We start from the raw sequence: 13,942 nt of genomic DNA on the forward strand, positions 1-13,942 counted from the left end.
AAAATGATTTACATTACTGATTTATCATGGTAGTATACTAAAGTGATGGAAAAAGAACTTAATAAAAAGAAGTTACAAAAAGAGGAGGAACTCTATTATGAAGAAGAAAATGTTGACTGTTTTACTGGCAGCCGCAATGACCGTGTCACTGGCTGGCTGTGGAAGTAAGGATGCAGATAAGAAAGACAATGCATCTGTCCAGAATACTGAAAATGCAAAGAGTGACAATGGCTCAGACCGTACCCAGTTTGTTGTAGGATTTGACGCAGAATTTCCACCATATGGTTATATGGATGAGGATGGAGATTATACCGGATTTGACCTTGAACTGGCACAGGAAGTATGTGACCGTAACGGATGGGAACTGGTAAAGAAACCAATTAACTGGGATTCAAAAGATATGGAATTAGAGTCAGGTTCCATTGACTGTATCTGGAACGGATTTACCATGAACGGAAGAGAAGATGATTATACATTCTCTGATCCATATGTAGACAACAGTATCGTTGTAGTTGTTGCAAAAGATTCTGATATTAATAAATTATCAGACCTGGCAGGAAAAGTAGTAGACGTTCAGGCTGATTCTTCAGGACTTGCAGCATTACAGGGAGATGATGCAACTGACGAAAATAAAGAACTGACTGCATCCTTTGCAGAGCTTCAGCAGGTAGCTGATTACAATACCGCATTTATGAACTTGGAGTCCGGTGCTGTAGATGCAGTGGTATTGGATATCGGAGTAGCAAAATACCAGATGTCATCCAAAGGAGATGCTTTCCGTATGTTAGATGAGCAGGTATCCAGCGAGCAGTATGCAATCGGATTTAAAAAAGGTAATACAGAGTTAAGAGACCAGGTTCAGAAGACCTTGGATGAGATGGTAAAAGATGGAACATTTACTACTATCGTAAATAACTACACAGATTATAATTTACCAGAAATGGTTTGCTTAGGAGAATAGATATGTCATTTATTGCTGTAGCACAGCAGCTGGGTTCCGGTATGCTGGCATCACTTTCTATATTTGTATTAACATTGGTATTTTCACTGCCGTTAGGACTTTTGGTGGCATTTGGAAGAAAGTCACGGATTAAGCCGGTGCAGTGGCTTGTAAAATTATACATATCCATTATGCGTGGAACTCCGCTGATGCTTCAGCTTCTGGTGGTGTATTTCGGACCATATTACTTATTTGGAATCCGAATCTCCAAAGAGTATAGCTTTTATGCAACAATCATTGGTTTCTCCATTAATTATGCGGCATATTTCGCAGAGATTTACCGTGCAGGAATCGAGGGAATCCCGGTAGGCAGTATGAAGCAGCCAAGGTATTGGGCTATTCCAAGGCACAGACCTTCTGCAAAATCATTTTCCCACAGATGGTAAAACGTGTAGTGCCGCCGGTAACCAATGAAGTTATTACACTGGTAAAAGATACTTCCATGGCATTTGTACTGGCTTATGCAGAAATGTTTACCATTGCAAAACAGATTGCAGCCCGTGTCAGCAGCATCATGCCATTGTTTGTAGCAGGACTTTTCTACTACATCTTTAACTTTGTAGTGGCATTTATCATGGAACGAATTGAAAAGAAACTGAGTTATTATAAGTAAGGAGAGGAAAAGAATGAAGCTGTTAGAGATAAAGAATGTAAAGAAAAGCTTTGGGGCTGTAGATGTACTTCATGATATTTCACTCTCCGTGGAACAGGGTGAGGTTGTAGCAATTATCGGTCCTTCCGGTTCCGGTAAATCAACACTGCTGCGTTGTGCCACACTTCTTGAGACTATGGATGAAGGAGAACTGGTTTATCTCGGTGAGCATGCGGTGTCAACCGGTGCGGATGGAAAATCCCAGTATGTGGGAAACGCAGAATTAAAAAAGATTCAGGGATATTTCGGACTGGTATTTCAGAACTTTAATCTGTTTCCACATTATTCCGTGTTAAAGAATCTGATGGATGCACCGGTACATGTGCAGAAGCGGAATAAAGAAGAAGTAAAGAAAGAAGCAATGGAGCTTCTTGAAAAAATGGGGTTATCCGATAAGGCAGACTGCTATCCATGCCAGCTTTCTGGTGGACAGCAGCAGAGAGTTGCCATTGCAAGAGCGTTAGCACTTCATCCACAGATTTTATTCTTCGATGAGCCAACCTCCGCATTAGATCCGGAGCTTACCGGAGAAATCTTAAAAGTAATCCGTCAGCTGGCAAGTGAGCATATGACCATGGTAATTGTAACCCATGAGATGGCATTTGCCAGAGATGTGGCTGACCGTGTCATTTTTATGGATGGCGGTTATATTATTGAACAGGGTGACCCGAAGGAAGTAATCGAGCATCCGAAAGAAGAGAGAACAAAGCAGTTCCTGGCAAGATTTGCCCAGAATTAGGATTGGGTAAAACCGGGATTGCATTATTTATAAAGTCTGCTATAATTCGTCATAGGTATTTGCTTCAACGACCAATAAATATGTATGAGAACAAGCATAGGAGAAGCTATGAAGATAATTATAGTGGGCTGTGGTAATGTAGGTGCAACACTTGCAGAACAGCTTAGTAAAGAAAAACATGATATTACAGTAATTGATTGCAGACAGCAGGCTGTAGAGGCAGTGACCAATGTATGTGATGTAATGGGAATTATTGGAAATGGTGCAAGTTTTAATGCACAGACAGATGCAGGGATTGCAGATGCAGACCTTATGATTGCAGTGACAGGTTCAGATGAACTGAATCTTTTATGCTGTCTGATCGCAAAAAAAGCAGGAGGCTGCCATACGATAGCAAGAGTCAGCAATCCTGTATACAGTAGAGAAATAGGTTTTATTAAAGAGGAATTAGGGTTGTCCATGATTATCAATCCACAGCTTGCAGCAGCACGCGAAATGGCGAGACTGCTGAAATTCCCTTCCGCGCTCAAAGTGGATTCATTTGCCAAGAGCCGGGTGGAATTAGTCAACTACCGGATTGAGGAGGACAACCCTCTTTGTAATATGCAGCTTAAGGATATGGGAAGCAGACTGCATTGTGACGTACTGATAGCAGTGGTTGAGCGTGGAGATGAAGTATATATTCCGGATGGTAATTTTGAGTTGAAAGCCAGGGATGAGATTTCCATTGTAGGAACACAGGCTAAGACGATTGAATTCTTTAAAAAGTTAGGAGTACCTACTTCTTCTGCGAGAGATGCACTGATTGTCGGTGGAGGAAGAACTTCTGTTTATCTTGCAAAGCAGCTTTTGGAAATGGGTATCCGTGTCAAAATTGTAGAACGTGACGAAGAACGCTGTGAAGAATTAAATGAAATGGTTCCAAAGGCGATGATTATCTGTGGCGATGCAACAGATAAAGACCTTTTAATCGAAGAGGGATTGTTAGAGACAGAAGCCTTTGTAGCGACCACTAATTTTGATGAAGAGAATATCATGCTGGCATTGTTTGCAAAGAGTTTATCTTCTGCAAAACTGATTACTAAAGTTCATCGTATTTCTTATGATGATATTATTGACCAGTTAGATGTAGGAAGTATTATTTATCCGAAATTCATTACTTCCGAGAGTATTATCAAGTATGTACGTGCCATGAAAAACTCCATGGGAAGTAATATTGAGACATTGTACAAGCTGAATGATAACCGGGTAGAAGCACTGGAATTTTTAATTAAAGAGGGTTCTCCGGTGGTTGGAATTCCACTGCAGGATCTTCGCTTGAAACCTAAGATGCTGATTGGATGTATCACCCATAAAGGAAAAGTGACCATTCCAAAAGGACAGAGTGTAATTGAAGTGGGAGATACGGTAATTCTTGTTACCACGACGACAGGGTTACATGATATCCGGGATGCATTAAGGTAGGAGGCTTGTCATGAATTATTCCATGATTCGATACATATTAAGCAGTGTTATATGCTTCGAGGGAATCTTTCTTCTGCTTCCGGCAGCAACAGCAGGTATTTATCAGGAAAAGGAAGGCTTTTTATATCTGATTACCGGACTTGCCTGTATGCTGATTGGGTTTTGGGGCAGAAGAAGAAAACCGAAGAGCAGTGTATTTTATTCAAAAGAAGGATTTGCAGCAGTTGCATTAAGCTGGATAATCCTCAGTCTGATTGGTGCATTGCCAATGTATTTAACCGGAGAATTTCCATCTTATATTGATGCGTTATTTGAGACAATTTCCGGCTTTACGACAACAGGCTCAAGTATCTTAAGTGATGTAGCGGCACTTTCCCGTGGAACAGCTTTCTGGCGTTGCTTTACCCACTGGATTGGTGGTATGGGTGTGCTGGTATTTATTATGGCAGTCATGCCCCTTTCCGACAGCTCCAGTATGCATCTGATGCGTGCAGAAAGCCCGGGACCATCTGTTGGAAAACTGGTTCCAAAGGTAAAGACTACTGCAATGATTCTCTATGGAATCTATGTAATCTTTACGGTGATTGAGATTATTGCGCTGTTAATAGCAGGAATGCCACTCTTTGATTCCATGACATTGACCTTTGGTACCGTGGGAACCGGTGGATTTGGACTATTGAACAGTAGTATAGCATCTTATAGTACAGCGGTGCAGATTATCATTACGGTATTTATGATTATCTGTTCCATTAATTTTACTGTATATTATATGTTTTTGATTAAGCGGCCGAAGGAAGCACTGATGTGTGAGGAAATGCGTTACTATCTTTTGATCGTATTCGGTTCGGCACTGCTTATTGCATTTAATATCAGAGCCAGCTTTGCTTCTTTTGGAAAAGCATTCCAGCAGGCAATCTTTCAGGTGGCATCTGTTATCAGTACTACAGGATTTGCCACGGCAGATTTTAATCTCTGGCCGGAATTTTCAAGAATGATTCTGGTGCTTTTAATGTTTGGCGGAGCCTGTGCCGGAAGTACCGGCGGTGGATTTAAGGTTTCCCGTCTCATTATTATGGTAAAATCTGTCCGTAATGAAATTATGTCTGTGACCCATCCGAGAAGTGTGCAGAAGGTACATATGGACGGAAGACGAATACCGGATAATGTGGTAAAGACTGTGTTATGCTATCTGGCAGGCTATGTTGTTATTCTTATCGTATCAGTGTTGTTAATCAGTCTTGATAATTTTGATATGACAACGAACTTTACAGCAGTTATGGCAACCTTTAATAATGTCGGACCGGGACTTAACAGGGTAGGACCGACCGGTAACTTTGGTGGGTTCAGTGTTTTATCCAAGCTGGTATTGATGTTTGACATGCTGGTTGGTCGATTGGAATTATACCCGATGTTAGTGATTTTTGCACCGGGTTTATGGCGGATTCATCCTCACCGCCATGTTGGCAAAGTTCAGTAAATCTTAATAAATAATAAGGAATCCCTCCTTTGTCTGTATGCTATAATGTGTTTGGAATAGCAGACAGGCAGGAGGGATTTTTATGAAAAACCGTATTCTTGTGGTGGATGATGAGAAGGAGATTGCAGACTTAGTAGAAATATATCTGGTAAGTGAGAAGTTTGACGTAATCAAGTGTTACGATGGAGATACAGCAATAGATGCAATAGAGCATGAGAAAATTGACCTTGCAATTTTGGATATTATGCTGCCGGGGATTAGTGGACTGGAGTTGTGCCGCCGGATTCGAAAAAAAGAGAATTATCCTGTTATTATGTTAACTGCAAAAGATTCAGAAGTGGATAAAGTAACCGGACTTACCATAGGAGCAGATGATTATGTGACAAAACCGTTTCTTCCGCTGGAACTGGTTGCAAGAGTGAAGGCACAGTTACGCCGTTATGAGCGCTATGGAGCAAGGACGGACCAGCCGGCAGAGAATATGTCTTTCGACGGTAATATAATAGAAAATACATCTGCAAATGGTTCATATGATGCGGCAGATGGAACTTATGCATCAAATCATGCAGGAACGGAATCGGATGATACTATTATATGCCGTGGAATTTTGTTAAAGAAATGTGCACATGAATGCCATCTGGATGGAGATGAGATTTCACTTACACCGACAGAATTTACGATTTTGCAGGCGTTGTGTGAAGCAAAAGGCAGGGTACTCAGTGCGGAAGAGCTGTTTCATATTATCTGGAAAGACGAATATTATAGCAAAAGCAACAATACCATAACCGTTCACATCCGGCATCTGCGGGAGAAACTTAAGGATACCGGTGAACGTCCAAAATACATTAAGACAGTATGGGGAGTGGGATATAAGATTGAAGGATGACAATAATAAGAAAAAACTGGATTTTGCACCGGTAAGACGAAAAATATTTTCCCGGATTGTATTACTGATGGCAGGAGCTTTCTTTGGCATCTGGTTTCTCTACCAGTATGTGCTGCAGGGCAGATTCGCGGATGGAATTGTAAGGTTTCTTTATGATTTTACCAGCATGACTTATGAAGATGCGAGAGATTTCTATTGGCATAATATCGGAAATCACTTCGAACTGATTTTCTTTGGGGCAATTGCACTGGTATTCTGTCTGATGTTTTATTTCTTTTTAAATTCATTTACAAAATATTTTCAGGAAATTGATAATGGAATCAATGCATTGGTGCATCATGATGGCAGACAGATCCGCATGTCGAAGGAAATGGCTGCCATGGAAGAAAAGTTAAACAGCGTGAATGCAACTTTAAACCGGCAGCTTTATGATATTCAGATGGCAGAGAAGAAGAAGGATGAGTTGGTATTGTATCTTGCCCACGATATCCGGACGCCGCTTACCTCTGTGATTGGGTATCTGAAATTATTAGAGGAGATGCCGGATATTTCAAAAGAACAGCAGGATAAATTTATCCATGTCACCCTGGACAAAGCACTGAGACTGGAAGTTCTGGTGAATGAATTTTTTGACATTACCCGTTTACCGGCAGGATATTGAACTGGCAACGACAGAGATAGATCTTTATTATATGCTGATGCAGCTGTCGGATGAAGTGTACCCGCTTCTTGCACCGGAACATAAGAAAGTGGAAATACGGGCAGACGAAAACTGCAAAGTATATGGGGATGCAGATAAGCTGGCACGTATTTTTAATAACATATTGAAAAATGCCATTGCCTACAGCAACCCGGACAGTACCATTGTCATTTCCGCATGGGAGGAGCCACCGGGAACGGTTATCCTGTTCAGTAATCAAGGGCAGACCATATCACCGGAAGAACAGCAGCGTATTTTTGATAAATTCTATCGGCGGGATGAAGCGAGACAGACCAACAGCGGAGGAGCGGGTCTGGGACTTGCCATCGCAAAGGAACTGGTGGATCTGCATGGAGGAACCATCCGTGTAATGAGTGAAAATGGCCGGACAACATTTAAGGTCTGCCTGCCGAGACGAAAAATGCCGACAGCTTAGAAACGCCGGTTGTATTTTTATGCGTATTATTTTATAATATTCGTTATGAGTAAAGAAGAAAAAAAGCAGAGACAACAACATAAAGAGAAGATAAAGCAGGAGAAAGCTTTCGCTAAAGCAGAAAGCAAACAGGAGAAAGCCGCTGCCAAAGCAGAAAGTAAACAGGAAAAGCAGGCTGTCAAAGAGCAGAGCCGGCAGCAGAAAGCCGCTTCAAAGGAATTGGAAAAGCAGGAGAAGCAGCAGCGGAAAGCAGAAGATAATAAGCGCCGTCATACCGATATCAAATGGGACCGGCTGGATAATACGGCACATCTTTTTCCGGTAATTGCAGGAGAAGCAATGAGCAATGTGTACCGGATTGCAGTTACCTTAAAGGAAGAGGTACAGCCGGAGTATCTGCAGCAGGCACTGGATATCGTACTTCCGAAATTTCCGGGCTTTAACTTGAGACTGCGTCAGGGAATTTTCTGGTATTATTTTGAAGAGAATGGCAAGAGTGCTCCAAGAGTACAGGAAGAAAGACATTTTCCATGCCGTTTTATCAGACAGAATAAGAACCACAGCTATCTTTTCCGGGTAACTTATTATAAATGCCGGATTAACCTTGAGGTCTTTCATGTACTGACAGATGGCATGGGCGGAATCAATTTCTTAAAGGAACTGACCTATCAGTATTTAAGACTGGTGCATCCGGAACTGAGGGAGAAGCTGGGAGATAAGTTAAGCAGCGACACATCCATGAATCGTGAGGACAGCTTCCTTAAAAATTACAAGCACAGCTATGCCAAGGGATATAAGACAAAGAAAGCATATCTTATCAAAGGGGAAAAATTACGAACCGATGAATTTGGAGTAATTCATGGATTTGTAAAGATTCCGGCATTGAAAGGGGTATGTCATAAATATGGTGTCAGCATCAATGAGTATCTGGTTGCGGCATTTGCTTACAGCGTATATCGGGAATATCTGCATGGTATGCCGGACAAACGTCCGATTCGTGTAGCGGTTCCGGTGAATTTAAGACCATATTTTAATTCCATTACCACCAAAAATTTTTTTACGGTAGTATCTGCAGAGTTTGAACCGGTGGAGGATTCCTATACGTTTGAAGAAGTATTGAAGATTACTACAGAGAGTCTTCATCAACAGATTAATAAAGAGCATTTAGAGGAACTGTTTTCCTATAATGTTTCCAATGAAAAATTATTGGTTGCAAGAGCAGTACCGCTGTTTTTGAAAAATATTGCCATGCGTTATGTGTATACATCGGCAGCACTGGCAAATACATCCACTGTAACCAACATTGGAAATGTGAAAGTGGAAGAGGATTACCAGCCATATATCAAGATGTTTTATGCATTCCTTGCCATGTCAAAGGGACAGAATATCAAGGGAACGATTTGTTCCTATCAGGATACGCTGGCATTTACCTTTAGTTCTGTTTTAAAAGATACATCCCTGCAGCGTGGATTTTTCCGGAAACTGTCAGAGGATGGTCTGAATGTGGAAATAGAAAGTAATGGTGTGTATTATGAGTAAATGTAAGAATTGTAATGTGGAAATCTTAGATGACAGCCAGATCTGTCCGCTGTGCCACAGTGTATTAGAAGAGGGAGAAGAAGGACACAATACCTATCCGGATGCATGGATTCCAACCAGAAGATTAAAATTTGTGACAAATATTATATTCTTTCTGGTGTTATTAGGCAGTGTGGCAGCAGGCTATCTCAATTATATCTGGTATCAGGGAAAACTCTGGAGCCTGATTGCAATTGCAGGACTTTGGTATCTGTTCCTGATTTTCCGGCTGGATATTTTAAGCAATAGTGGATACCGGACGAAAATCATAGCAACTACATTATCCGGAATTTTATATGTGATTCTGATTGACTGGATAGTGGGATTCCATGGCTGGTCGGTTAATTATGTGCTTCCAGCAGGCATTATGCTGTTAGATGCAGGTATTGTTCTGCTCATGATTATCAATTCCAGAAACTGGCAGAGTTATCTGATGTTCCAGTTATTTGGAATTGTATGCAGCCTGATACCGTTGCTTTTGATTGCACTTCACATTGTGACCCATCCGGGGTTAAGTGAACTGGCATTTGGAATTTCTGTATTTTTATTCCTCGGAACGCTGATTATCGGTGACCGCAGAGCCAGATTAGAGTTAAAGAGAAGATTTCATGTAAGGTGATTATGGAAGAAAGTAAGACGAGTGTGCAGGGCAGGGTCATCCGTGACCTAATTGCCCGTTTTGCAAGTGATAATTTGATTGGCAGAAAATTAAAGACCGGAGAGCTTCGTAAGAAAATGGTGGAACCGGCGTGGAAATGCCCGGACTGTTTTCTGATGCAGAAAATTAAGATGCCACAGTTTGAAATGGAGCTTTTAACCTCCATGCAGAATCCAAGGGAAGATAAAGTAGTTCTGCAGCTGCATGGTGGCGGGTATATTGGAAAAATGCGAAATGCCTACCGTACCTTTGCTGGACTTTACAGTGAGGTGGGAAAAGGAATCAGCGTGTTGACCATTGATTACCGTGTGGCACCGGAGCATCCTTTCCCGGCAGCATTGGAAGATACGGTGGAAGCCTATGAATGGCTGCTAAGCTGTGGATTTAAGCCGGAACAGATTATTGTGGCAGGTGATTCTGCCGGAGGTGGACTGGCATTGGCACTTTGCATGTACTTAAAGGATCATGGGAAAGCACTTCCCTGCGGGCTGATTGCCATGTCTCCCTGGACAGATCTGACTGCCAGCGGTGAATCCTATGATACCAATTATGAGCGTGACCCGTTATTTGGAAATACAAGGGACAGCCTTATTTATAATAAGGATTATGTAGGAGATGCAGACGAAAGGAATCCTTATATTTCACCGTTGTTTGGTGACTTCACAGGATTTCCTCCAATGCTGATTCAGGTTGGTTCTTATGAGATGCTCTTAAGTGATTCCACATCTGTGGCAGAGAAGGCGAAGAAGCAGGGTGTAAAAGTCCGCTTAAGCATTTACGAAGGAATGTTTCATGTGTTCCAGATGGCAATGCTGATGATGCCGGAATCCAAACGGGCATGGGCTGAAGTCGGCAAATTCATAGAGATGATTTCGGAATAAAAAATCCGCTGTATCGGAAAAGACAGATTAAAATGTCTCAACCGGGACAGCGGATTTTATTTACGCAAGTAGCAAGAAAAATCGCATGATTGCATACAGATTTGGCGAGCACCGCGATAATGCAGGTAACTAACGTTTGTTAGTCAGGTGTGACACGTTCATATAATTTGGCAGTCCATTTTCGTAGGAAATGGAAGTCTCGCCTGAATCAGTGGGAGAAGATAGGCTACCATTTCTTCGGTAACGTCATTTCCACGCTCGTTAATCCATGCTCTTGGAACGGATTTTGCTTCGTTCGCAATATTTTTGATTTCTGCATAACCGTATTCGATGGTATATGGTGCATTGGAAGTACGGTTCATGGTTACCATGGAAGCGGTAATGCCCTGTTTTGCAAAAGCAACAGCATGTTCACCGGAAGCAACTGCTTCATTTAAATCGGTGGCAGAAGAAAGGTGGGCAGCGCAACGTTGTAATACATTTACTTCTACAGAACGGACTTTTACGTTGATATTGTCTTTGATCAGATATTCCAACGCTTTACCGGCACCGCTTAACTGGCTGTGACCGAAGGTATCTTCCATGCTTTCTCCGGCACAGATATAATTGCCTTCTGCATCATGAATTCCTTCAGATACCGCAATGATAATATTGTTGTGTTCCTCTAAGAGCGCACGCACATCTGTTAAGAACTCCTCCTTGTCAAAATTGCATTCCGGAAGATAAATAAGATGCGGTGCATCGCTGTATTCATTTCTGGCAAGGGCGGAAGCGGCGGTCAGCCAGCCGGCATCACGTCCCATAATTTCTACGATTGTTACACTCTTTACGGCATAGATAAATGTATCATGTGCAATTTCAAGTAAAGAAGATGCAATATATTTGGCGGCGGAGCCAAATCCCGGAGTGTGGTCTGTTACCATCAGGTCATTATCGATGGTTTTTGGAATACCAATAATGCGGACATTGCTTCCGATTCGCTCGGCATATTCGGAAAGCTTTAATACAGTATCCATGGAATCATTTCCGCCGATATAGAAGAATGCACCGATATTCAGCTTTTCAAACTGCTTGAAAATATAGTTATAAGAAGAATCATCATCCATAAAATCCGGCAGCTTAAAACGGCAGGAACCAAGGTACATTGCCGGTGTGTGAATCAGACGCTCTAATGCATTTTCGTCTGCTTCCATAATTTCGGAAAGGTTAAGATAATGTTCATTTAAAATACCTAAGATTCCATTTACGGAACCGTAAACAGTGCCATAGCAGCCGGCAGCACCTTTAATGACACCGGCAAGGCTTGCATTTATTGCAACGGTTGGTCCACCGGACTGGGCAACCATGCAGTTTTGAATCGATGTATTCATAGTCAGACTCCTTTGTGATTTCAAAGATTTGTGTTAGGATATATAAAAAAGTTATAGTTATTATAAGAAAATATCCTACAAGAATAACTATATATGATAGAATCGGAAAAGGCAAGACTAATCCGGCGGGAGTGGGAAGAACCGCAAGAAAAAATAAAGGAAAGGCAAAAGAGATGGAAAATTGTATGCTCTGCCCAAGAGAATGTGGCGTAAATCGTAAAAAAGGTGAAATGGGAGTCTGTGGTCAGACAGCAGCTATAAAGGCTGCAAGAGCAGCACTTCATATGTGGGAAGAACCGTGTATTTCCGGGCAGAATGGCTCCGGAACGGTATTTTTCAGCGGCTGTAATTTAGGCTGTATCTTCTGCCAGAATCACAATATTGCCATAGGAAAAGCTGGAATTGAAATAAGTATAGAGCGGCTGGCAGAAATTTTCCTGGAATTGCAGGAAAAGGGTGCAAATAATATTAATCTGGTAACGGCAGGACATTTTGTGCCACAGGTGGTTGAGGCATTGAAGCAGGCAAAGCAGCAGGGACTTTATCTTCCGGTTGTTTATAATACCAGTTCCTATGAAAAGGTGGAAACACTTCGCCTGTTAGAGGGCTATGTGGATATTTATCTTCCTGATTTAAAATATGTTGACAGCGCAATCAGCAGCAGGTATTCCCATGCAGCGGACTATTTTACCTATGCCAGTGCAGCAATTGCAGAAATGGTGCGGCAGGTAGGCAAACCGGAATTTGTTTTCGAACGGACAGCAGGTAAAGAAGGCAGCAGCGTAGAATTTCCGGCAGATGAGAAAAAGAAAATTTCGGAACAGCAGAATAATATGATATTTGACGCAGCAGAATATCAGGAGCGCAGCGAAGCCGGGGAGTTCCTTTTGATGAAAAAAGGCGTCATTGTGCGCCATCTTGTTATGCCGGACTGTGTGGAAGATTCCAAGCGTGTGATATCTTATCTTCTTAAGACCTATGGAGGTCGGATTTTTATCAGCATTATGAATCAGTATACGCCGCTGCCACAGTGCAGGAAGTATCCGGAATTAAGCCGCCGGGTAACGGAAGCGGAATATGATGCGGTGGTGGATTATGCGATTGAACTTGGCATTGAGAATGGTTTTATCCAGGAAGGGGATGTGGCAGAGGAGAGTTTTATCCCGGAGTTTGATGGAGAAGGGATTGTACGGAAAGATGAAGATAGATAATTAAAAACAAACTTATTGAACATATGTTCTTCACATGGTATAATATTAATGTATAATTGAAAAAGAAAGCAGGATGTGTTTTCCGATTATTAGATGCCCTCTAGTTGGTAAAGGAGGGTGATGCCCTATGAACACAATAGAAGTTCTTACTTTGTTGCTAGTAATATTTGCGGCGCTATCTTACATAGATAATCATAATAATAAAAAGAAATAGCATCCCACTCGTCCAAAAGTAGATGCTATTTCAAAAATAGTTTTCACTGAGGGCAAATCGGAGCATATCCGATTACCTTTCTAAGTAAATTATATACTAGGGTACTTGGCTTTTCAAGTACCCTTTTTACTTTACAGGAAATTGCTTTCCTGTAAAGTAAAAAACGCTCCGCGAGGATGCGCACTGCGGCGTATAAGGTAGATGCCGCAAGCGACCGCCGCAGGCGCGAGAATGTGCCAAGGCACATTCTTTGTTCTTGCCATTCATTCGTAAGAAGCTGCCAGTGGCAGGTCCTGTAGGTGCAAGTGGCGAGAAAAATCGCATAGTCAATATGTGTGATGCTTAGAAATTTCGAAGTTTATTATTAGTTTGATCAAGCAAATAGTCTATTGATACATTATAATAGTCCGCAAGTTTTATAAGAATATCGGTTGGAATATCACGTTTCCCCAATTCGTAATAAGAATACGCTACTTGACTACAGCTAAGAACCTGAGCCATCTGCTCTTGCGTTATATCTGAATCTTCACGTAAATCACGTATATGCTTGTAACGATGAATTGTAGTTGCCATTTAGTTACCTCTCTTGAATTTAATATACATAAAACAATTTGTTATATTGATTTTTAAAACAAAATGTTTTAAAATATAAATGCTTAAGAAAAAGTGATGAATA

General features: G+C 41.5%; 12 protein-coding genes and 2 pseudogenes. 12 read left to right on the forward strand and 2 right to left on the reverse strand.

The features are described from left to right. The first annotated feature begins 97 nt into the window (after nucleotides 1–97). The 11 genes and pseudogenes from DW059_RS03115 (at nucleotide 98) to DW059_RS03160 (ending at nucleotide 10,471) form a co-directional block, all read left to right on the forward strand. A complete protein-coding gene (locus DW059_RS03115) occupies nucleotides 98–961 on the forward strand; it encodes an amino acid ABC transporter substrate-binding protein (protein ID WP_117697602.1) in 864 nt (287 codons plus the stop codon). Nucleotides 962–963: 2 nt separating this feature from the next. Next, nucleotides 964–1,613, forward strand: a pseudogene (locus tag DW059_RS03120) (amino acid ABC transporter permease). 13 nt (nucleotides 1,614–1,626) lie between these two features. Then, nucleotides 1,627–2,391 (forward strand): amino acid ABC transporter ATP-binding protein, encoded by a 765-nt coding sequence (locus tag DW059_RS03125; RefSeq protein ID WP_022243953.1) that lies wholly within the window; start codon nucleotides 1,627–1,629, stop codon nucleotides 2,389–2,391. Between the two features lie 108 nt (nucleotides 2,392–2,499). Continuing rightward, nucleotides 2,500–3,855 (forward strand): Trk system potassium transporter TrkA, encoded by a 1,356-nt coding sequence (trkA, locus tag DW059_RS03130; protein ID WP_117697604.1) that lies wholly within the window; start codon nucleotides 2,500–2,502, stop codon nucleotides 3,853–3,855. 10 nt (nucleotides 3,856–3,865) lie between these two features. Continuing rightward, nucleotides 3,866–5,332, forward strand: a complete 1,467-nt coding sequence (locus tag DW059_RS03135) for a TrkH family potassium uptake protein (RefSeq protein ID WP_117697606.1) — start codon at nucleotides 3,866–3,868, stop codon at nucleotides 5,330–5,332. Between the two features lie 82 nt (nucleotides 5,333–5,414). Further along, complete coding sequence (locus DW059_RS16290) at nucleotides 5,415–6,218, forward strand: response regulator transcription factor (protein WP_117697608.1); 804 nt, start codon at nucleotides 5,415–5,417, stop codon at nucleotides 6,216–6,218. Then, entirely contained in the window at nucleotides 6,208–6,879 is a 672-nt protein-coding gene (locus tag DW059_RS16295) for a sensor histidine kinase (RefSeq protein ID WP_242986071.1), read from the forward strand. Before DW059_RS16290 ends, DW059_RS16295 begins: the two co-directional genes overlap by 11 nt. Continuing rightward, the gene (locus DW059_RS16300; protein ID WP_242986073.1) at nucleotides 6,839–7,354 is read left to right on the forward strand and encodes a sensor histidine kinase; all 516 of its coding nucleotides are present in this window, start codon (nucleotides 6,839–6,841) and stop codon (nucleotides 7,352–7,354) included. The genes DW059_RS16295 and DW059_RS16300 overlap by 41 nt, the downstream gene beginning before the upstream one ends. A gap of 45 nt (nucleotides 7,355–7,399) precedes the next feature. Continuing rightward, nucleotides 7,400–8,893, forward strand: coding sequence for a cell envelope integrity protein TolA (locus tag DW059_RS03150; protein WP_242986075.1), 1,494 nt, complete (start codon nucleotides 7,400–7,402; stop codon nucleotides 8,891–8,893). Next, complete coding sequence (locus DW059_RS03155) at nucleotides 8,886–9,551, forward strand: DUF6320 domain-containing protein (protein WP_117697649.1); 666 nt, start codon at nucleotides 8,886–8,888, stop codon at nucleotides 9,549–9,551. The genes DW059_RS03150 and DW059_RS03155 overlap by 8 nt, the downstream gene beginning before the upstream one ends. A gap of 2 nt (nucleotides 9,552–9,553) precedes the next feature. Beyond that, a complete protein-coding gene (locus DW059_RS03160; RefSeq protein WP_117697610.1) occupies nucleotides 9,554–10,471 on the forward strand; it encodes an alpha/beta hydrolase in 918 nt (305 codons plus the stop codon). A 129-nt stretch (nucleotides 10,472–10,600) separates the two neighbouring features. Here DW059_RS03160 and DW059_RS03165 read toward each other — a convergent pair. Continuing rightward, nucleotides 10,601–11,841: pseudogene (locus DW059_RS03165) on the reverse strand (6-phosphofructokinase). 173 nt (nucleotides 11,842–12,014) lie between these two features. On the opposite strand from DW059_RS03165, the gene DW059_RS03170 reads away from it, so the two are divergent. Then, nucleotides 12,015–13,052, forward strand: a complete 1,038-nt coding sequence (locus DW059_RS03170; protein WP_117697651.1) for a radical SAM protein — start codon at nucleotides 12,015–12,017, stop codon at nucleotides 13,050–13,052. Between the two features lie 556 nt (nucleotides 13,053–13,608). Here the strand turns inward: DW059_RS03170 and DW059_RS03175 are convergent. Continuing rightward, on the reverse strand, nucleotides 13,609–13,839 hold the full coding sequence (locus tag DW059_RS03175) for a helix-turn-helix domain-containing protein (protein ID WP_117697612.1): 231 nt from the start codon (nucleotides 13,837–13,839) through the stop codon (nucleotides 13,609–13,611). Nucleotides 13,840–13,942: the final 103 nt, after the last annotated feature.

Source organism: Roseburia sp. AF42-8 (assembly GCF_003435965.1).
Classification (GTDB): Bacteria; Bacillota; Clostridia; order Lachnospirales; family Lachnospiraceae; genus Roseburia_C; species Roseburia_C amylophila.